Source organism: Sphingorhabdus sp. YGSMI21, assembly GCF_002776575.1.
In the GTDB taxonomy this organism is placed as follows: Bacteria; Pseudomonadota; Alphaproteobacteria; order Sphingomonadales; family Sphingomonadaceae; genus Parasphingorhabdus.
Map to the genome: position 1 here is coordinate 3,318,868 of NZ_CP022548.1, position 19,079 is coordinate 3,337,946.

A 19,079-nucleotide genomic window follows, 5' to 3' on the forward strand; every position below is an offset into this window, starting at 1 on the left:
TGAAGACTTTCTTCGCGTGCCAAAAAAGGAGGTGCAATATTTACGCGCTGCTTTGGCGAAAGGGCGGCAGAGGGTCAAGGGAGGATTGGCCTGATTTGCGACCTTATTCGTCATCCTGAACTCGTTTCAGGACCTCCAAAGGCTGTGCGCGGTCTCGAGGGGTCCTGAAACAAGTTCAGGATGACGAGGGGATTTCTCGGGATGACGGGATTATTCCGATGACGGGATTATTCCGATGACGGGATTATTCCGATGACGAGGTTATTCCGATGACGAGGTTATTCCGCCGCTACCAGCGCCTCGACCTTCTCCACCGTCACCGACACCGCGTTCAGCACGGCATTGCCGGACAGCGGATCGAACCGCTCCGTATCGGTCAGGTCATTGATCGAAACGCCGGGCTTTGCCGCTGCCACCGACAGGCCGACGCCCTTGCGGCCATGGCCGAAACCATGCGGGATCGACACGACGCCCTTCATGACGTCATCGGTAATTTCGACCGGCAATTCAACGCTGTTCACCCGGCTGGAGACTGACGCCATGACGCCATCCACCAGTCCGCGCGCGGCGGCATCATCGGGGTGGATCATCAATGTGCAGCGATCCGGCCCTTTCAGCAGTCGCGCGCTATTGTGCAGCCAGCTGTTGTTCTGGCGCACATGGCGGCGACCGATCAGACGCAAGGCGTCCGGTTGCTCGTCCTCCAGCGAGGCGGCGAAACGCTGCAGTTCGGCGAGAAAATCGGGATGGGCGCAGAGGATCTTCTTGTCCTCGGTGCGCAGCCGTTCGGCCATGCACGGGCGCAGCGGCCCGAGATCGATGCCATTGGGCGCCGCCTCGACTTCCGCCAGCGTCAGGCCGGCGGGAGAGCTGCGCAACATGCCGTCGAGTACATCGCGCGGTTCGCGGATATTGGGGACGTCCTGCCCGTCCTGCGCCAGGATTTCCCGTGCCAGTTCGGCGATAATTTCCCAGTCGGTCTTTTCGCCCTCCTGCAATTCGAAAATTGCCGGCGAGTAGCTGGCATAGTTGCGGATCGCCAGCGGCCCGAAGAAGAAGGGATAATGATCCTTCTCCAGCGGACCGCAGGGCGGCAATATATAGTCGGCGTGGCGGCTGGTCTCGGTGACATACATGTCAAAGGAGACCATCAGGTCGAGTCTCTCCAGCGCGCGGTCGAGCTTGGCCCCGTCGGGCGCGGACAGCACCGGATTGCCGGTGACCACGAACAAAGAGCGAATGCGCTCGTCATCATCGCGCAGCATTTCATCGGCGAAGGTCACCATCGGCAATTCGCCCATCACCGACGGCATGACGCCACGAACGGTATCGACCGTGCGCACCGATCCCCTGCCCACCAGATTGATCGTGTCGAGCGCCGGCTGCGGCACCATCGTGCCGCCCTCGCGGTCGAGATTGCCGGATGCGATATTGATCACCTGGATCAGCCACTGGTTGAGCGTGCCAAATTCGCAAACCGAAACGCCCATCCGGCCATAGATAGCGGCAGGTTGGTCAGCCGCGAGTTGCGCCGCCATATCCTGCATGTCCTCCACGGAAATCCCGCAATGGGCCGCAAGCTGGTCCATATCGAAACCCGCGATCGCCGGCTCGATCGCGGCCCAGCTGTCATCCAGTATCGCCTCGAGTCGGGAAATATCGGCCAGACCGGCGTCGAAAATGCTTTTCAATATCCCGATCAAAAGCGCGGTGTCGGTGCCCGGCTTCACAAAATGATGTTCGTCGGCCAGCTTGGCGGTTTCGGTGCGGCGCGGATCGACGACGACCAGCAGGCCATTGCGCGCGCGCATTTCCTTCACCCGCTTTTTAAAGTCGGGCACGGTCCAGATGCTGCCGTTGGACGCCGCCGGATTGCCGCCGATGATCAGCAGATACTGGCTGCGATCAATATCCGGCACCGCTGCCAGGCTGACATGGCCGTACATATGATATTGCACGACATGGTGCGGGATCTGGTCGAGCGTCGAGGCGGAATAGAGATTTTTCACCCCGACCGCATGGCGCAGGGCGCTGATCTGGGTGGAGATGCCGTAATCATGAGCGCTGGGGTTGCCCATATACATAGCCGGCTTGGCGCCCTGCCCCTTGAGATCGAGCAGCTTGCCGGCAATCTCGGTAAAAGCCTGTTCCCAGCCGATTTCCTGCCACTGGCCGTCAACCTTTTTCACCGGCTTGTGCAAACGGTCGGGATCATCCTGCAAATCGGCGATAGCGGTCGCCTTGGGACAGATATGCCCACGACTCAGCACATGATCGGGGTTGCCCCTGATCGAAAGAATCTCCCGTCCCTCCACCTCGACCAGAACGCCGCAATTGGCTTCGCAGATATGACAGGTACGGGCGTGGATCGTGCTCATCGGGAAACTCCTTGGATTAACCATTTGGTTAACAGATTCGCGGCACGGTCGCCAGTGCCCCCGCGACATCGACCGATTTTGCGGCAAATTTTGCTGGGCATTTGCCGTCATTTGTTCAATGAAGCCGATCACATCTTCTCTCGGAGCACCTTCTTCATGCCGCGTAACTGGCTTTTCACCACCCTGTTCCTGCCCCTCTGCATGGCGCTCAGCGCCTGTCAGGCACCTGGCGAGGATATCGCCAGCGCCGGCAGCGATGACGGGCAGGCTGCGGTCGACGATATTGCCGCCGCGGAATATATACCCGCAGTGATGCCGGATGACGCCGACCCCGCGCTCTGGGTGATCAGGGACGAAGACACGACCATCTATCTGTTCGGCACCGTCCATATCCTGAAACCGGGCATGACCTGGTTCGACGAGGCGGTGAAGGAGAGTTTCGATGCCTCCGACGAGCTGGTCGTCGAAATGGTCAAGCCCGACGCAGCAGCGATGATGAAGGTCGTCAACAAATTGGCGATCGACAAGAGCGGGATTTCGCTGCGCGACAAGCTGGCCGCAGAAGACCGCGCCGAATATGAAGCGACAATGACCAAGCTGGACATGCCGGTCGCAGCCTTTGATCCGCTCGATCCGTGGTTCGCCAGCGTCAATCTTTCGCTCATCCCGCTTGTGCGCAACGGCTATGCGGCGGACCAGGGCGTCGAGGATGAGTTGCTGGCCCAGGCCCGGGCCCGGGCCATCAAGATCACCGGGCTCGAAACACTCGAACAGCAACTCGGATTTTTCGACAATCTGGCTGAAGAGGTTCAGATCCGCTTTCTCAATTTCACCGTCGACAATATCGACGAAACAACCGAGGGCATGGAGCAGATGGTCGCCGAATGGGCCAACGCCAATGTCGATGCACTGGGCAGGTTGATGAATGCCGGGCTGGAAGACGAAATTCTCTACGAAACATTGCTGGTCAACCGCAATGTCAACTGGGCGGAATGGGTGGAGCAGCGGATGGAGCAGCCCGGAACGATATTCCTGGCGGTCGGCGCCGGTCATCTGGCCGGAGAAAGCAGCCTGCAGGCAATTCTGGCGAAAAAGGGACTTGTTGCGGAACGGATCGAATATTGATTATTCTCGCCCCCATGCTTTCTTTTCCCTGCACGCGCACCAAATAGGCAATATGCGTATCACCACCATCATCCTGTCCCTGATCGCGTCCCTGCTGCTTGGCGCATGCAACAACACGTCCGATCATGTGACCCTGAACACCGTCAAGACGGGCACGCCGGCGCTGTGGAAAGTCAGCGGCACCGTGCCCGGACAGCCGGGCGTCGCCTATATGTTCGGTACGATCCATATCCTGCCCGACGATGTGCAGTGGCAAACCCCGGCGCTCGAAGCCGCGATTGCCGATTCAGACCGGCTGGTCATCGAAGTGCTGGGCATGGAAGACACGCAGAATGCGGCGAGGATTTTTTCCCGGCTGGCGATTTCCCCCGGGCAGGCGAAGCTGGACGAACGTATCAAACCGGATCTGCATGATGATCTCGACCGGATCATCGATTCCTCCAATATTTCCGAACGCGCGCTCAACCGCATGGAGACCTGGGCGGCTGCCTTGTCGCTGGCATCAGCGCAGACCAGAAGCCTCGGACTGGATTCGAGCGGCGGCGTCGAGAAAAAACTTACCGCCCGGTTCGAAAAGGCCGGAAAGCCGATCGAGGCGCTGGAAACCATCGAACTGCAGCTGGGCTATTTCGACAGGCTTCCCGAAGAGCAGCAACGCCAGATGCTGACCAGCGTGCTCGAGGATTCGGACGATGCCCAGCAGGCCTTTGAACTTTTGTTCAACGCCTGGATGACGGGCGATCTGGAACATATCGTAACCCTCTCCGACACCGGTATTCTGAAAGACCCCAAGACCCGCGAATATCTGCTGGTGGCCCGCAATCTCGACTGGGCGGAACAGCTGGACAAACGCTTGCAACGCCCTGGCACATCTTTAGTAGCGGTTGGCGCAGCCCATTTGGCAGGTCCCGATGCGGTTCAGGCGATGCTTGCAAAACGCGGGTATAAAATCGAAAAAATTCAATAATCAAGGCGCAGCATGGCATATATATTTGATCGGGAAACCGCGCTGGTCGCGCGGGAAGACGGACTGTTCACGATTCAGGCAAGCGATATCTATCGCAATCCGACCGGCATGGCCTTTGGCGGATGGATATCGGCCATTGCCGGGCGCGCCGTCGAAATGCATCCCGATTGCCGGGGCCCGCTGGTGTCGCAGCAGATGATTTTCATGACCGGCGTCGGTCCCGGCGAAATCACTTTATCCGTCAAGCTGCTCCGCGCCGGGTCGACCACGCAATTCTGGCGCGTGGAACTGCTGCAGAACGGTTCCATGACCAATGCCGCCGATATTGTTACCAGCACCCGCCGTCCGACCGATATCGACTATCAGGTGGAGATGCCGACGACCAGGTCGCCAGCCGATTCCATTGCCCTGCGAACGGTCAATCCGATGGCCCCGGCATGGGTTGTCCATTATGACCAGCGCATTGCCCAGGGAATCCCCTTTGCCGTAAACGATACGCCCGAAGGGATTGTCTGGATCAAGGAGGCCGACGGTCGTCCGCTGGACCGGATCGGCCTCTTGTCGATCCTCGACACGCCGATGCCGCGCACTTTTTTCGTCACCGAACAATTCCGCCCCGGTTCGACCGTCACGATGGCGAGCTATATCTATGCCAGCGAGGAAGACCTGGCCGCGGCGGGCAACGACTTCCTGCTGCTGCGGGTCACCGGTGCGACGGTCAGGAACAGCGCCACTGACGGACGGGTCGAGGTCTGGTCGCAAAGCGGTATCCTGCTCGCGACAAGCTCCCAGATCGGCTTTTTCCGCTAGCGTTTCGCCCTCCGCGCAAAGCCCTTGCTTTTGCGCTGCCCCGACCTTATAGCGCCCTCTTTCCGACCATGAGCACCCTGGAGGCGTGGCGGAAATCTGACAAAACCTAATTTTTGGAGCAACATTATGAGTGATCAGCTGACTATTTCAGCCGAGCCACGCGAACGGGCTGGCAAGGGAGCCTCCCGTGCACTGCGTCGTGAAGGCCGTATCCCCGCCGTTATCTATGGCGACAAGAAAGAAGCCATTGCAATCCACGTCGAAGAACGTGCGCTGAACAAGCTTCTCGGCACCGGCCATTTCATGAACTCGCTGGTTCAGGTAGAAGTCGACGGGAAGAAAACCCGCACACTTCCTAAAGATGTTGCTTTTGATCCGGTCACCGACCGTCCGCTCCATGTTGACTTCTTCCGCCTTGCAAAGGGCGCGAAGGTTCAGGTCAATATTCCTGTTGTCTTCATCAACGAAGAAGAATCTCCTGGCCTGAAACGTGGCGGCGTCATGAACGTTGTTCGTCACGAACTCGACCTGATGTGCGATGCGGATCATATCCCTGACCAGATCGAGATCGATGTCACCGGTCTGGAAATTGGCGATTCGATCCATATTTCGCACGTCACCCTGCCCGACGGCGCGGAAAGCTCGATCACTGATCGTGACTTCACCATTGCCGGCGTCACCGCACCATCTGCTCTGAAATCTTCCGACGACGAAGACGAAGCAGCCGAAGGCGAAGACGGCGAAACGGAAGTCACCGAGCAGGACGCCGACACGGCCGAGGGCGAAGACAGCTAGACCTTCCGCCATCAAACAATGTAACGAAAAACCGTCCATGCTACTTTTACAAAGCATGGGCGGTTTTTTTGTCCTTCGACAAGCTCAAGGCGAGCTGGGAGAGCGTTAGAAAATGCAACTATGGGTCGGCCTTGGCAATCCGGGCGCGCAATATGCGATGCACCGGCACAATGTCGGCTTCATGGTGATCGACGCGCTTGAAGAAGTACACGGCTTCCCGCCGCCCAAGCAGAAGTTCAAGGGCTGGACCATGGAAGCAAGACTGGGCGGCGAAAAGCTGGTCCTGCTCAAACCGGCGACCTTCATGAACGAGAGCGGCAACAGCGTCCGCGCGGCCATGGATTTCTACAAATTGCAGCCCGAGGACGTCACCGTCTTTTACGACGAGCTGGATCTCGAACCGTTCAAGATCAAGGTCAAGCGCGGCGGCGGTGCAGCCGGTCACAATGGCATCAGATCGATGATCGCCCATATCGGCCCCGAATTTCGCCGGGTGCGCATCGGCATCGGCCATCCCGGCACCAAGGCGCGGGTAACAGGCCATGTGCTGGGCAATTATGCCAAGTCTGAAATCGATGATCTCGCCCATATGCTCGGCGTGATCGCCGATGAGGCCGACTGGCTGGCGAAAGGCGATGATCCGCGGTTCATGAGCGAAGTCGCGATGCGGATGCAGGAATAACGGGCAGTATAGAATATATCGTCACCCCGAACTTGATTCAGGGTGCAGAGCGTATATGCGCAACTTTCGAGCGATTTGGCACAAAACGCCGAATCAGCTTCAGCACGACGGAGTGAATAAATGGGTTTCAAATGCGGTATCGTTGGCTTGCCCAACGTCGGAAAATCAACGCTATTCAACGCACTGACCGAGACGCAGGCGGCGCAGGCGGCGAACTATCCGTTCTGCACGATCGAGCCGAATGTCGGCCAGGTCGCCGTGCCCGATCCGCGGCTGCAGCAGATTGCCAAAATCGCCAGCAGCGCCAAGATCATCGAAACCCAGCTCGCTTTTGTTGATATCGCCGGTCTGGTGAAGGGCGCGTCGCACGGCGAGGGTCTCGGTAACCAGTTTCTCGGCAATATCCGCGAGGTCGACGCGGTCGTCCATGTGCTGCGCTGTTTCGAGGATGACGATATCCAGCATGTCGCGAACAAGATCGACCCGATTTCGGACGCGGAAGTGGTCGAGACCGAGCTGCTGCTCTCCGATCTGGAAAGCCTCGAAAAACGCGTGCCCGCCTTCCAGAAAAAAGCCACGAGCGGCGACAAGGAAGCCAAGATTGCCGCCAATGTCCTGGGCCAGGCGCTCGAATTGCTGCGCGAAGGCAAGCCGGCGCGGCTGACCCAGCCCGAGGGCGAGGAAGAGCAGAGAATTTTCGACCAGTCGCAACTGCTGACCGCCAAGCCGGTGCTTTATGTCTGCAACGTGAGCGAAGCCGACGCCGCCAAGGGCAACGACCTGTCCGCCGCCGTATTCGAAAAGGCCAAGGCCGAGGGCGCGGAGGCGGTGATCGTATCTGCCGCCATTGAATCCGAACTGGTCGAGATGGAACCGGAAGACCGGGCCGAATTTCTGGCCGAGCTAGGACTCGAGGAATCGGGCCTCGCCCGCGTCATTCGCGCCGGCTACCAGCTGCTCGACCTGCAGACCTTCTTCACCGTCGGCCCCAAGGAAGCCCGCGCCTGGACGGTGCACAAGGGTGCCAAGGCCCCCGAAGCGGCCGGCGAAATCCACAGCGACTTCGAGCGCGGCTTCATCCGCGCCGAAACCATCGCCTTTGACGACTATGTCGCGCTCGGCGGCGAAAGCGCAGCCCGCGATGCCGGCAAATTGCGGCAAGAGGGCAAGGAATATGTCGCGAAAGACGGCGATATCTTCAATTTCAAATTCAATGTCTGAATTGTCACATAGTCCGGCTAGGATGTGACATCCGGAGGATCGACCTTATGCCCAAGAACCTGATTTCGCTGATTTTGGCTGCTTTTCTGCTGGCTGGCGCGCCTGCCCTCGCAGCGACCACACCCGAGCAGGATGATTCGGGCAGCGAAAAGATCGAGCAGCGCGAGCCGGTGACGATCCTGATCTCGATCGACGGTTTCCGGCCCGACTATCTCGAGCGCGGCATTACCCCGCATCTCAGCGCGCTGGCGGCGTCCGGCATATATGGTCCGATGCGCCCCTCCTTCCCGAGCAAGACCTTCCCCAATCACTGGACACTGGTGACCGGCAAGACGCCCGACCATCACGGGATTGTCGGCAATACGATGGAAGACAGCGCGCGACCGGGCGAGGTGTTCAAGATGGCGACCAAGGATCCCTTCTGGTGGGACCAGGCCGAGCCGATCTGGATCAGCGCCGAGAAACAGGGAATCCGTTCCGCCACCATGTTCTGGCCCGGATCCGAAGTCGATTTCAACGGTGTCCGGCCGGCAGACTGGTGGCCGTTCAGCCAGGATCTCTCCAACGACCGGCGGATCAACGCCGTGGTCGACTGGATGCGGCGGCCGGCCAATATCCGCCCCCGGCTTGTCACGCTCTATTTCGATACGGTCGACACAGCGGGCCATTATCACGGACCCGCGCCCGGCGAGAAATTGCACGCAGCCATCGCTGCGGTGGACGCCGAAATCGGCCGTCTGAAGCAGCAGCTCTCCGCTCTGGACCAGCCGGTGAATTTCGTCATCGCCTCGGACCATGGCATGACCGAAACCGCGCCGGAGCGGATCATCCGTCTCGATGATATCCTGCCGAGCGACCAATATCATCTGGTCGAAGACGGCAATTATGCCGGCATCGGACCGGTCGACGGCAATATCGAGACGTTGCGCGCCGCCTTTCTGCGCCCGCACGACCATATGCAATGCTGGGACCGGGAGAATATCCCGGCCCATTTCGCCTATGGCACCAATCCGCGTGTGCCCGAAATACTCTGCCTGCCGGATATCGGCTGGGTGGTCTATCAGGAGGTACCGGAATGGATGACCGGAATCGGTGGCGGCCACGGCTATGATCACCGCGAGCCCGACATGATGGCCTTTTTCCTCGCCAGCGGGCCGGCGATCCGGGCCGCTGGCCAGCAACCGGCCTTTGACAATGTGAATATCTATTCGCTCGTCGCGCGACTGGCCGGCATCACGCCGCTAGCCAGCGACGGCAGTCTCGCGCCGTTTGAACAGGCGCTCAAACCCTGATTCCGGAATGAACCGAGATGTTTATTGCGCGGTGGCGCTGTCGGCAATCCGGGTATAGACAACCGCAACCGGCGCGCTGTCCGTGACGTTGCAGCTTTCCGGATCGACGATCCGGTCACCGCGGAATCCTCTCAGCTCGGTGCCGCCTTCGTTCAGCGTCAGGCCCATGCCGACCCATATTTGCAGGGCACATTTTTTCTGCATTGCCCGCGAAAAAGGCGCCCGGTGGGCGCCGTAGACCAGATTGCCGTGAATGGTAGCGGTGAAATCGATGTCATCTGCGTCATTGTTCGCAGACCGCTCACGATAACGGGAAGTCAGGCTGGTCCCGTCCTGCGTGAAATGAAGGACATCACCGTCCGCCTGTTGCCAGGAACCGCTCAGATCAAGTTGCGCAATTTGCCGTTGGTCGGCACTGGATCGCGCATCGGCAGCGATGCCGTTGACCATCGCCAGGGCAGCGAAGGCATAGATTGCTCGGCGGTGTCTCATGGCTAAGTCCCTTTCCTGCTGACGCTATGTCTAGGACAGTCTGTCCGGCAGACAATGACCTGTATCACAAACCGCCACTTTTACCGCATTGCGCTTATTTCCGGCCGAACAGCTTCTCGACATCTTCCAGCGCCAGCTTGACCCAGGTGGGCCGTCCGTGATTGCACTGGCCGCTGTGCGGGGTCACTTCCATCTCGCGCAACAGGGCGTTCATTTCGGCCACGCTGAGCACCCGCCCTGCCCGGACAGAGCCGTGACAGGCCATGGTCGAGGCGACATGGTCGACGCGTTCCTTGAGGCTTAGCGCCTGGTCATACGCCCCGAGTTCGTCGGCGAGATCGGTGACCAATTGCTTCACATCGCCCGATCCCAGCATCGCGGGCGTCGCCCGGACCAGCATCGCGGTCGGCCCGAATCGCTCCAGCTCCAGCCCGAAATCCGACAATTCGGATGCCCGGGTCTCGAGCCGGTCGCAGGCATTTTCATCCAGTTCGACCACTTCCGCCATCAGCAGCGCCTGCGAGGCGACCGTGCCGCCCTCGACCGCCTTGCGCATGCGCTCCAGCACGAGCCGTTCGTGCGCGGCATGCTGGTCGACGATCACCAGACCGTCTTCGGCTTCGGCGACAATATAGGTTTTCGCGACCTGCCCGCGGGCGATGCCCAGCGGATGGCTGCTTGCCTGCGGTACGGGCTCGGAAGCCTCCTCTGCCCGGCCCATCAGCGGCGCAATATCCTCGCGCAGATCCATCTCCGCAAAGGCAGCGCGATCATCACGAACAGCGGACGACGGATAGGGTTGCTGCGCCACATTGGCCCTGCCCTGTGAGGTGAAAATGCTGGTTTGCGGATCGGGAGCCACCGGCTCGCTCTGCCATCTGCCGAGCGCCGATTCCGCTGGCCGCTGGACCGCGCGGAATCCGCCTTCGTCGAGCGCCTTGCGCAGGCCGCTGACAATCATGCCCCGGATCATCGCCGGTTCGCGAAAGCGCACCTCGGTCTTTGCCGGATGGACGTTCACGTCGACCAGCTCGGGCGGCATGTCGATGAACAGGGCAACCACCGGATGCCGGTCCCGCGCCAGCATCTCGGCATAGGCGCCGCGCACCGCGCCGACCAGCAGCCGGTCCTTGACCGGGCGGCCATTGACGAACAGAAACTGGTGATCGGCAACCCCGCGATTATAGGTTGGAAGACCGGCTACACCGGTCAGACGAATCTCTTCCCGCTGCAGATCGACGCCGACGCTGTTGGCGCGAAGATCGCGGCTGGTCAGCGCGGCGACCCGTTCCGGACCGGTTTCCCCGGCCTGAACCGCTATCGCCTTTCGGCCCTGATGCTCCAGCGTGAAACCGATATCGGGGCGTGCCATCGCCAGTCGCCGCACGATATCGGTACAGGCGGAATATTCGCTGCGCGCCGTCCGCAAAAACTTGCGGCGGGCCGGTACATTGCCGAACAATTGCTCGACCCGGACTTTCGTGCCCGGCGGAATCGCCGCGGGACCTTCCTGCGCCAGATCGCCATGATCGATCACCCGGCTCCAGCCGTCCCCTCCTGCCGTGCGGCTTTCGATTGTCAGCCGCGCCACGCTGGCAATCGACGGCAGGGCTTCTCCGCGAAAGCCCATGGTCGTCACCAACTCGATGGCCTCGTCCGGAAGTTTCGAGGTCGCATGGCGTTCGAGCGCGAGGGAAATGTCGTCCCGGCTCATGCCGCAGCCATTGTCGGAGACCTGGACCAGATCCAGTCCGCCCTCCTCGAGGCGAATGTTGATCTGGCTTGCCCCGGCATCGATGGCATTTTCGACCAGCTCTTTCAAGGCACTGGCCGGACGCTCGACAACCTCGCCGGCAGCGATCCTATTTATCAGGCTATTTGGGAGTCTTCTTATTGACATAATGGCGTTCCTAGCCCAAGCGACCTTACCAAGCGACCCCTGATTTTTTGGGCGATTCCCATGGTTAACCTCATGACCCGTTCAGCTTGACTATCGCTTGGTTTAAATGTCGCAGCTAGGTCTGCAAATACAAGAAATTACGGACAAAATTATGTTTGAAAATCTGTTCAAGTTCCGTTCGCAAGATTTGGCGATCGACCTCGGCACCGCAAATACTGTGGTTTATTTGCGCGGTCAGGGAATCGTTCTCAACGAACCCTCGGTAGTGGCGATCGAAACCATCAATGGTGTGAAGAAGGTCAAGGCGGTCGGCAATGACGCCAAGATGATGATGGGCAAGACGCCGGACAGTATCGAAGCCATTCGCCCGCTGCGCGACGGGGTGATCGCCGACATCGACGTGGCCGAACAGATGATTAAGCATTTCATCCAGAAAGTGAACGGCAAGAGCAAGCTGTTCAGCTATCCCGAAATTGTGATTTGCGTTCCCAGCGGTTCGACCTCGGTCGAACGCCGCGCCATTCGCGATGCCGCATCCAATGCCGGCGCCCGTCAGGTGTTCCTGATCGAGGAGCCGATGGCAGCCGCCATTGGCGCCGACATGCCGGTGACCGAGCCGATCGGTTCGATGGTGGTCGACGTGGGCGGCGGCACGACCGAAGTTGCTGTGCTCTCGCTGCGCGGTCTGGCGTACACGACCTCGGTCCGTACCGGCGGCGACAAGATGGACGAAGCGATCGTCTCCTATGTCCGTCGCCATCACAATCTGCTGATCGGTGAAACCACCGCCGAGCGGATCAAGAAGGATTTCGGTGTCGCCCAGGCCCCTGCTGACGGCGTCGGTCACACCATCCACATCAAGGGCCGCGATCTGGTGAACGGCGTGCCAAAGGAAATTTCGATCAACCAAGGCCAGATTGCCGAAGCGCTGAGCGAGCCGATTGGCACGATCATCGAAGGCGTGCGTATCGCACTGGAAAATACCGCACCGGAACTGGCTGCCGATATTGTTGATCAGGGCATCGTCCTGACCGGTGGCGGCGCGCTGATTGCCGGTCTCGACGCCGCGCTCAGCGATGAAACGGGCCTGCCTGTGACGGTGGCCGAAGATCCGCTCGCCTGTGTCGCCATCGGCACCGGACGCGCAATGGAAGATCCGATGTTCCGGGGCGTTCTGACCACCGCCTGAGCATATGATCGAACAACGACAGGAAGCGAAAGGATAAACCGATATGGCGCCGCCAAACAATCGGCGTCCAGGATTTTCCAAGCGGGCGCAATATAGCATATTCGCCAGCTATTTACTGGGCATATTGGGTGCGGTCTTGGGACTGCTTCTTTTGCTTGTCTCCTTCATCGATCCCAGAGGTTTTTCGGCCCTTCGCACCATCGGTGCGGAAGCCATGGCGCCAGTCAGCAAGACCCTGTCCGAATTTGGCAGTCTGACCGGAAATGCCGGGGATCAAGTTTCTGCCTATTTCAATGCGGCCTCGAAAAATGCCGAGATGCAGCGGGAACTGGAGCAGAACCGGATAGAGATCCTGGAAGCCCGCGCACTCAAACAGGAAAATGACCGGCTCAAGCGGCTGCTGAAACTGGATGAGGAAATTCCCGATTCGATCGCCATGGCCCGTCTGATCAGTTCCACCGCTTCGAGCGCGCGCCGTATTGCCACGCTGGGTGTCGGCAGCAGCAGCGGGCTTGAACCCGGCCAGCCGGTCCGCTCACCGGAAGGCTTGGTCGGCAGAATCCTGGAAACCGGCCCCACCACCGCCCGCGTCCTGCTGGTGTCCGACAGCAAGAATGTCACCCCGGTGCAGCGCGCGAGTGACAGCCTGCCCGCCTTTGCCACCGGGCGCGGTGACGGCACCGTCGATATCCAGCCGATCAATATCGGCAACAATCCCTTCAAGGGCGGTGACCTGCTGATCACATCGGGTAGCGGCGGGCTATACAGTCCCGGCATTCCCGTGGCGGTGGTTATCCGCAAGACCGAAACCGGCGCTATCGGGCGCGTCCTGGCGAATCCGGCCAAGGTCAGCCACGCCATCGTCCAGCCGATTTTCCAGGCCGAAACCGTCCGCCAGATCGAACAAGAGCCGATGGATGATCTGGAAGAGGAATCCGGCGAATAGTGCCCCGATCCCGTCAATCCCGGATTGGCCGGCAACCCTCGCAGTGGCGGATCAAGCTGATCCCGCCGGTGACCGTGGTCCTCGGTTCGATGATCACGGCGCTGCCGATCATCACCGACTATCCGATCCTGCCACCCATGGGTTTGCTGGTGATCCTGGCGTGGCGGCTGATCCGGCCGGGCTATTGGGCGGTCTGGGCCGGCTTCCCGCTCGGCCTCATCGATGATATTTTCAGTGGGCAGCCCTTCGGTAGCGCCGCATTTCTCTGGTCGGTGATTTTCATCCTGCTCGAGACGCTCGACCGCAAGGCGGTGCGTCGCGATTATTGGCAGGACTGGCTCATCGCCTCCATTGCGACGACAATTGTGCTAATATGCGGCATGCTGATCGTCGACTTACAATCCAACCTGCTGCGGCTCGACCTACTGGTGCCGCAGATTTTGCTGTCGATTCTGCTCTATCCGTTTGTCGCCCGGCTGATCGGGGCGATCGATAACTGGCGGGTGGCATCATGAAACCGGCCAAGACCATCAGCAGCGCCATGCAGGAGCTCACCTTCACCCGCCGGGCGACGGTGATCGGCGGGCTGCAGATCGGCGTCGGTGTGCTGCTGGCGGCGCGCATGGCCTATATTTCGGTGGCCGAGAACGAACGCTACAAGCTGCTCTCGGAAAGCAACCGGGTCAATCTCACGCTCGTCCCGCCGCGCCGGGGCTGGCTGATCGACCGTAACGGCAAGCCGATCGCCAACAACAAGACCGACTTCCGTATCGACATCATCCCGGACCGGCTGCGCGACAAGGACAAGACCGTGGCCACGCTGGCCAATCTGCTGTCGCTCGATCCGGAAGAGCTGGAGCGGATCAACAGGGAGCTGGAACAGGCCGGCAGCTTCCAGCCCGTTCAGGTCGCGACCGGGCTCGATTCGGAACAATATGCCGCTGTCAGCGTCCGCCTTCCCGACCTGCCCGGTGTTTCGCCACGACAGGGCTTCTCGCGCAACTATCCCAGCGGGCCGGCGATCGGGCATCTGGTCGGCTATGTCGGCATAGCCTCGGCGGAAGATTACAAGGAAAATCCGGACCCGATATTGATCACGCCAGGCTACAAGATCGGCAAGGACGGTCTGGAGAAGATGTTCGAGGACCATCTGCAGGGCAAGCCCGGCGCAAAAAGGGTCGAGGTGACGGCGCGCGGCAAGATCGTCCGCGAGCTTAACACCCGGCCCGACGTGCCCGGCAAGCCGCTGCAACTGACGCTCGACATCGACCTGCAGGAATATGCGGCCCGCCGCCTGGGCCCCGAATCCGGCTCTGTGGTCGTCATCGATTGCCTGACCGGCGACATATTGACGATGACCTCGATGCCGTCTTTTGACCCGAACAGCTTCTCCGACGGCATCGGGGTTACCGAATATGGCATGCTGCGCGAGGACGATCATGTGCCGCTGCTCGACAAGTCGCTGAAAAGCCTGTTTCCGCCAGGTTCGACGGTCAAGCCAATGGTTGCCCTTTCCTTCCTGGAGGCAGGCCTGGATCCGGACGAGACCGTCAATTGCAATGGCGGGCTGCAGGTCGGCAACCGGCGCTTCCGCTGCTGGAAACGGGGTGGTCACGGACGGGTCGACATGGCCAAGGGCATCTACCAGAGCTGCGACGTCTATTTCTATTATTTCGCCCAGAAGATCGGCATCAATCCGATCGCGCTGATGGCCAACCGTCTGGGACTGGGGCAGAAATACCCGCTGCCGGTGGCGAGCCAGTTTTACGGCACGGTCCCCGATCCCGCATGGCTGCGCAAGAAGCACAAGCGCGAGTGGCAGGCCTATGATACGGTCAACACCACCATCGGCCAGGGCTATATGCTGGTCAATCCGACCCAGCTGGCGGTCATGGCGTCACGGCTGGCGACGGGCAAGAATATCGTTCCGCGCCTGATCATGGAGGAGAAGAAGTCGCCGATCCAGACGCTGAACCTCGATCCCGAGCATCTGCTCTATGTGCAACAGGCGATGAGCGACGTGGTCAACGGCCCCGGCACAGCCGGTCGGGCTCGGCTGCCGATCGAGAATGTGAAAATGGCCGGCAAGACCGGCACCGCCCAGGTGGTCAATCTCGATTTCGGCCGCGGCGGCCAGGATGTGGCCTGGAAATATCGCGATCACGGCCTGTTCGTCTGCTTCGCCCCCTATGACAATCCGCGCTATGCTGCCGCCGTGGTCATCGAACATGGCGGCGGGTCCGGAGCGGCCTATCCCGTCGCGAGGGACGTCCTGACCTTCCTCTATGACCGCCAGAAGGCGATGGACGTGCTGACCGGCATGGAAAAATCCTGGGGCGGCACGATCCAGGAGCGGATGGACCGGAAAATGGCAGCCTATCGCGCGCGGAAAAATCTCGAGAAGGCAATGGCCGAAAATCCGGCCGCCGCCAGCCCTGAAACGCCCGAATCCGGCACCGGAGCCGGCGCGGGAGATCAGGATTGAGCGACTTCATTCCGGCTCCGATAGCGCAGCTTCCCTGGAAAACCATCCTGCTCCTGTTCGTACTGGCGAGCTTCGGTTTCATCGTTCTCTATTCGGCCGCAGGCGGCAGCCTGACCCCCTGGGCGGGGATGCACATGGTGCGCTTCACGATTTTCCTGCTGATGGCGGTGGTGATGTCGCGGTTCAAGGAATCCTTCTGGAAAACCATGGCTTTCCCGGCCTATATCATCGTCGTGATCATGCTGTTCGGGGTCGAACTGATCGGCGCGGTCGGCGGCGGAAGCCAGAGATGGCTCAATCTGGGATTCATCCGGCTGCAGCCCTCGGAACTGATGAAGGTCGCGATCATATTGGCGGTGGCCCGCTTCTACGACCTGTTGCCGCCGAGCCGTATCCGGACCTGGGGCGCGATCTGGCCACTGCTGGCGCTGCTGGCCCTGCCCTGTGGCCTGATATTGATGCAGCCCGATCTGGGCACCACCATCACCGTGGTGACCGGCGCGCTGACCGTCGCCTTTCTGGCCGGCCTGCCGCTCCGGCTGTTCATCGGCGGCGGTGCGGCCATCGCGCTGCTGGCACCGATTGCCTATTTCTTCGCGCTGGAAGAGTATCAGCAGCGGCGCGTCACGACTTTCCTGAACCCGGAAAATGACCCGCTGGGCGCCGGCTATCATATCAGCCAGTCGAAGATCGCGATCGGATCCGGCGGCCTGTTCGGCAAGGGCTTCCTGAACGGCACCCAGAGCCATCTCGACTATCTGCCCGAAGGACACACCGATTTCGTCTTTGCCACCATGGCCGAGGAATGGGGACTGTTCGGCGGCATATTGGTGCTTTCCGGATTTTTCCTGCTGTTCCGCTGGGGTCTCGGCGTGGCAATGAAAGCCAAAACCCGCTTCTCGCAGCTGACCGCAGCCGGCCTGACGGTGACCATATTCTTCTATGTCGCGATCAACCTGATGATGGTCATGGGACTGGCACCGGTTGTCGGCATCCCCTTGCCGTTCCTCAGCCACGGTGGCTCGTCGATGATGACGATCATGATCTGCGTCGGCATCCTGATGTCGATCGAATGCCATCCGGGGCGAAGCGGCAACGCATTTGGATAAAAATAGCAAAGCAACCGGTTGCGTTCCGGAAATCCGGCCCTATATAGCCTCTGATATGGACGCTTAGCTCAGTTGGTAGAGCAGCTGACTCTTAATCAGCGGGTCGTGGGTTCGAACCCCTCAGCGTCTACCATTTTTCCCGAGAGAGAAACCATCCGGCGGATGGTTTCCGGAAAAACCCCGCGCACAAGCGTGGACGCCTCTATTTCTTACACCAGCAACAATCTGTTTGCCCCGGCCGCGCGCCAGCGCGACCGGCTCAGTCAGAATCCCGTCATGCGCCCGAGGGGACCCCGCGATCCTGGTCTTGCGGCAAGTCTATCGGGGTTGCCGCACAAATCGTCCGGAGCGCCTGTTTCAGGCCCTCCTCGATCGTCGGATGATAGAAAGGCCGTTCCAGCAACTGGCTGGCCGTCTGGCCCTGCTGGATCGCCCAAGTGAGCATATGCGCGAGATGTTCGCTGGCGGGCGTGCATAGGTCCGCGCCGATCAGCTTGCCATCCGGCGCGGCTGCGTAAAGCGTCAGGACACCCTCATTGCGGCCCTCCACACGCGCCCTGCCCTGATCGCCGAAGTCGGCTGTACCGGTGATCACACCGTCCTCCTCCGACTGTCCGATCCGCGCGACCGGCGGGCTGGTGAAGGTGATGCTGAAATGCGGGAATCGGTCCGCTTGCATCGATGCCGGGAAGGCCACGGCGTTGCGTCCGGCAATCGCGCCGTCCTGCGAGGCCTCGTGCAGCAACGGCAGGTCGTTGGCGACGTCACCGGCGAGAAAGATCGAACTGTCACCACATTGCATCGTGTTGCGGTCGTGGACGGGCACACCGTCATCGTCGAGCGCGATTCCGGCAGCGGAAAGGTCAAGGCTTTCCAGATTCGGTGGTCTTCCGGTGGCGACCAGAACATGATCAAATTCCGCCTGGCCCGAAGACGCGCCGCTCCAGGAAAGCCGCGCGCCATCGTCTGTCGTGCTGGCCTCCAGTTCCACGCCGAGCTTCAGCGTCAGATCGGCCGCGATTATTTCCTTCAAGGCGGCATGCACCTTGTCGCAGCGGATTCCGCCGAGACGGTCATTCTGGTCAAACAGCATCACGCGCACGCCAAGACGGGCCATGGCCTGCGCAAGCTCAAGGCCGATGGGCCCCGAACCGATCACGGCGAGCCGCGCGGGAAGATCCTCCAGATCGAATATATTCTCGTTGGTCAGCAAACACTTTCCCAATGCCGAGAATTGGTCGGGAACGAAAGGCCGCGAACCGGTGGCAATGATGACCCGACGCGCCTCGATCTGTCGTCCGTCATCCAGCTCAAGACTGTTTGCCGCGATGAATTTCGCCCTGGCCCGCATACGGATGCGATCAGGGATGTCGGCTATGCTCTCGCGGGTCAGTCTGGCAAAGCGGTCGCGTTCGTCGCGCACGCGCTGCATGACCGCCTTGCCGTCAATCTCGATTTCGGGAACCCGGATACCGAAATGGTCGGCGGACCGGGCCGCATGGGCCGCATGCGAAGCCGCGATCAGCAGCTTTGAAGGCATGCAACCGACAGTGGCGCACGTGGTGCCATTGAAATAGGGATCGATCAGCAGTGTGCTCGCCCCGTTCGCACGCGCCGCCCGCTCTGCCGCCAGTCCGGCCGTGCCGGCGCCGATGATCGCGACATCGCAGCGTAACATCCTCGCCATA

General features: G+C 60.5%; 16 protein-coding genes and 1 tRNA gene. 13 read left to right on the forward strand and 4 right to left on the reverse strand.

The genetic code is table 11. From position 1 onward, the window contains the following. Positions 1–278: 278 nt before the first annotated feature. Positions 279–2,378, reverse strand: coding sequence for a molybdopterin oxidoreductase family protein (locus CHN51_RS15920; protein WP_100094894.1), 2,100 nt, complete (start codon positions 2,376–2,378; stop codon positions 279–281). Between the two features lie 156 nt (positions 2,379–2,534). Between CHN51_RS15920 and CHN51_RS15925 the strand changes: the two genes are divergently transcribed. The 7 genes from CHN51_RS15925 (at position 2,535) to CHN51_RS15955 (ending at position 9,270) form a co-directional block, all read left to right on the forward strand. Further along, positions 2,535–3,503 carry a TraB/GumN family protein gene (locus tag CHN51_RS15925; RefSeq protein ID WP_164089246.1) on the forward strand — a complete coding sequence of 323 codons (969 nt, stop codon included), beginning with the start codon at positions 2,535–2,537 and terminating at the stop codon, positions 3,501–3,503. Between the two features lie 52 nt (positions 3,504–3,555). Continuing rightward, entirely contained in the window at positions 3,556–4,470 is a 915-nt protein-coding gene (locus CHN51_RS15930; protein ID WP_100094896.1) for a TraB/GumN family protein, read from the forward strand. A 12-nt stretch (positions 4,471–4,482) separates the two neighbouring features. Beyond that, positions 4,483–5,280 carry a thioesterase family protein gene (locus tag CHN51_RS15935; RefSeq protein WP_100094897.1) on the forward strand — a complete coding sequence of 266 codons (798 nt, stop codon included), beginning with the start codon at positions 4,483–4,485 and terminating at the stop codon, positions 5,278–5,280. A 126-nt stretch (positions 5,281–5,406) separates the two neighbouring features. Beyond that, positions 5,407–6,075 (forward strand): 50S ribosomal protein L25/general stress protein Ctc, encoded by a 669-nt coding sequence (locus tag CHN51_RS15940; protein WP_100094898.1) that lies wholly within the window; start codon positions 5,407–5,409, stop codon positions 6,073–6,075. Between the two features lie 112 nt (positions 6,076–6,187). Then, positions 6,188–6,757, forward strand: a complete 570-nt coding sequence (gene pth / locus CHN51_RS15945; RefSeq protein WP_100094899.1) for an aminoacyl-tRNA hydrolase — start codon at positions 6,188–6,190, stop codon at positions 6,755–6,757. Positions 6,758–6,877: 120 nt separating this feature from the next. Beyond that, complete coding sequence (ychF, locus tag CHN51_RS15950; protein WP_100094900.1) at positions 6,878–7,978, forward strand: redox-regulated ATPase YchF; 1,101 nt, start codon at positions 6,878–6,880, stop codon at positions 7,976–7,978. Positions 7,979–8,025: 47 nt separating this feature from the next. Then, positions 8,026–9,270 (forward strand): ectonucleotide pyrophosphatase/phosphodiesterase, encoded by a 1,245-nt coding sequence (locus CHN51_RS15955; RefSeq protein ID WP_100094901.1) that lies wholly within the window; start codon positions 8,026–8,028, stop codon positions 9,268–9,270. 21 nt (positions 9,271–9,291) lie between these two features. Here the strand turns inward: CHN51_RS15955 and CHN51_RS15960 are convergent, their stop codons facing one another. Beyond that, positions 9,292–9,762 carry a hypothetical protein gene (locus CHN51_RS15960; protein WP_100094902.1) on the reverse strand — a complete coding sequence of 157 codons (471 nt, stop codon included), beginning with the start codon at positions 9,760–9,762 and terminating at the stop codon, positions 9,292–9,294. A 94-nt stretch (positions 9,763–9,856) separates the two neighbouring features. After that, positions 9,857–11,662 carry a DNA mismatch repair endonuclease MutL gene (gene mutL, locus CHN51_RS15965; protein ID WP_100094903.1) on the reverse strand — a complete coding sequence of 602 codons (1,806 nt, stop codon included), beginning with the start codon at positions 11,660–11,662 and terminating at the stop codon, positions 9,857–9,859. Positions 11,663–11,813: 151 nt separating this feature from the next. Here mutL and CHN51_RS15970 point away from each other — a divergent pair, with 151 nt between their 5' ends. From CHN51_RS15970 to CHN51_RS15995, 6 genes are all read left to right on the forward strand, one after another. After that, positions 11,814–12,851, forward strand: coding sequence for a rod shape-determining protein (locus CHN51_RS15970; protein ID WP_100094904.1), 1,038 nt, complete (start codon positions 11,814–11,816; stop codon positions 12,849–12,851). 43 nt (positions 12,852–12,894) lie between these two features. Next, a complete protein-coding gene (gene mreC, locus CHN51_RS15975) occupies positions 12,895–13,797 on the forward strand; it encodes a rod shape-determining protein MreC (protein WP_100094905.1) in 903 nt (300 codons plus the stop codon). After that, entirely contained in the window at positions 13,797–14,312 is a 516-nt protein-coding gene (gene mreD, locus CHN51_RS15980; RefSeq protein ID WP_100094906.1) for a rod shape-determining protein MreD, read from the forward strand. Before mreC ends, mreD begins: the two co-directional genes overlap by 1 nt. Beyond that, positions 14,309–16,282 carry a penicillin-binding protein 2 gene (mrdA, locus tag CHN51_RS15985; RefSeq protein WP_100094907.1) on the forward strand — a complete coding sequence of 658 codons (1,974 nt, stop codon included), beginning with the start codon at positions 14,309–14,311 and terminating at the stop codon, positions 16,280–16,282. Before mreD ends, mrdA begins: the two co-directional genes overlap by 4 nt. Continuing rightward, the gene (rodA, locus tag CHN51_RS15990; RefSeq protein ID WP_100094908.1) at positions 16,279–17,391 is read left to right on the forward strand and encodes a rod shape-determining protein RodA; all 1,113 of its coding nucleotides are present in this window, start codon (positions 16,279–16,281) and stop codon (positions 17,389–17,391) included. The genes mrdA and rodA overlap by 4 nt, the downstream gene beginning before the upstream one ends. A 57-nt stretch (positions 17,392–17,448) precedes the next feature. Further along, positions 17,449–17,524, forward strand: a tRNA-Lys gene (locus CHN51_RS15995). A 141-nt stretch (positions 17,525–17,665) separates the two neighbouring features. Here CHN51_RS15995 and CHN51_RS16000 read toward each other — a convergent pair. Then, on the reverse strand, positions 17,666–19,078 hold the full coding sequence (locus tag CHN51_RS16000; RefSeq protein ID WP_100094909.1) for a dihydrolipoyl dehydrogenase: 1,413 nt from the start codon (positions 19,076–19,078) through the stop codon (positions 17,666–17,668). Position 19,079 lies beyond the last annotated feature (1 nt).

Excerpts from the sequence above, each read along its gene's own strand:
- CHN51_RS15920 (WP_100094894.1), bottom strand. The coding sequence starts at position 2,378 with ATGAGCACGATCCACGCCCGTACCTGTCATATCTGCGAAGCCAATTGC.
- CHN51_RS15925 (WP_164089246.1), top strand. The coding sequence starts at position 2,535 with ATGCCGCGTAACTGGCTTTTCACCACCCTGTTCCTGCCCCTCTGCATG.
- CHN51_RS15930 (WP_100094896.1), top strand. The coding sequence starts at position 3,556 with ATGCGTATCACCACCATCATCCTGTCCCTGATCGCGTCCCTGCTGCTT.
- CHN51_RS15935 (WP_100094897.1), top strand. The coding sequence starts at position 4,483 with ATGGCATATATATTTGATCGGGAAACCGCGCTGGTCGCGCGGGAAGAC.
- CHN51_RS15940 (WP_100094898.1), top strand. The coding sequence starts at position 5,407 with ATGAGTGATCAGCTGACTATTTCAGCCGAGCCACGCGAACGGGCTGGC.
- pth (WP_100094899.1), top strand. The coding sequence starts at position 6,188 with ATGCAACTATGGGTCGGCCTTGGCAATCCGGGCGCGCAATATGCGATG.
- ychF (WP_100094900.1), top strand. The coding sequence starts at position 6,878 with ATGGGTTTCAAATGCGGTATCGTTGGCTTGCCCAACGTCGGAAAATCA.
- CHN51_RS15955 (WP_100094901.1), top strand. The coding sequence starts at position 8,026 with ATGCCCAAGAACCTGATTTCGCTGATTTTGGCTGCTTTTCTGCTGGCT.
- CHN51_RS15960 (WP_100094902.1), bottom strand. The coding sequence starts at position 9,762 with ATGAGACACCGCCGAGCAATCTATGCCTTCGCTGCCCTGGCGATGGTC.
- mutL (WP_100094903.1), bottom strand. The coding sequence starts at position 11,662 with ATGTCAATAAGAAGACTCCCAAATAGCCTGATAAATAGGATCGCTGCC.
- CHN51_RS15970 (WP_100094904.1), top strand. The coding sequence starts at position 11,814 with ATGTTTGAAAATCTGTTCAAGTTCCGTTCGCAAGATTTGGCGATCGAC.
- mreC (WP_100094905.1), top strand. The coding sequence starts at position 12,895 with ATGGCGCCGCCAAACAATCGGCGTCCAGGATTTTCCAAGCGGGCGCAA.
- mrdA (WP_100094907.1), top strand. The coding sequence starts at position 14,309 with ATGAAACCGGCCAAGACCATCAGCAGCGCCATGCAGGAGCTCACCTTC.
- CHN51_RS16000 (WP_100094909.1), bottom strand. The coding sequence starts at position 19,078 with ATGGCGAGGATGTTACGCTGCGATGTCGCGATCATCGGCGCCGGCACG.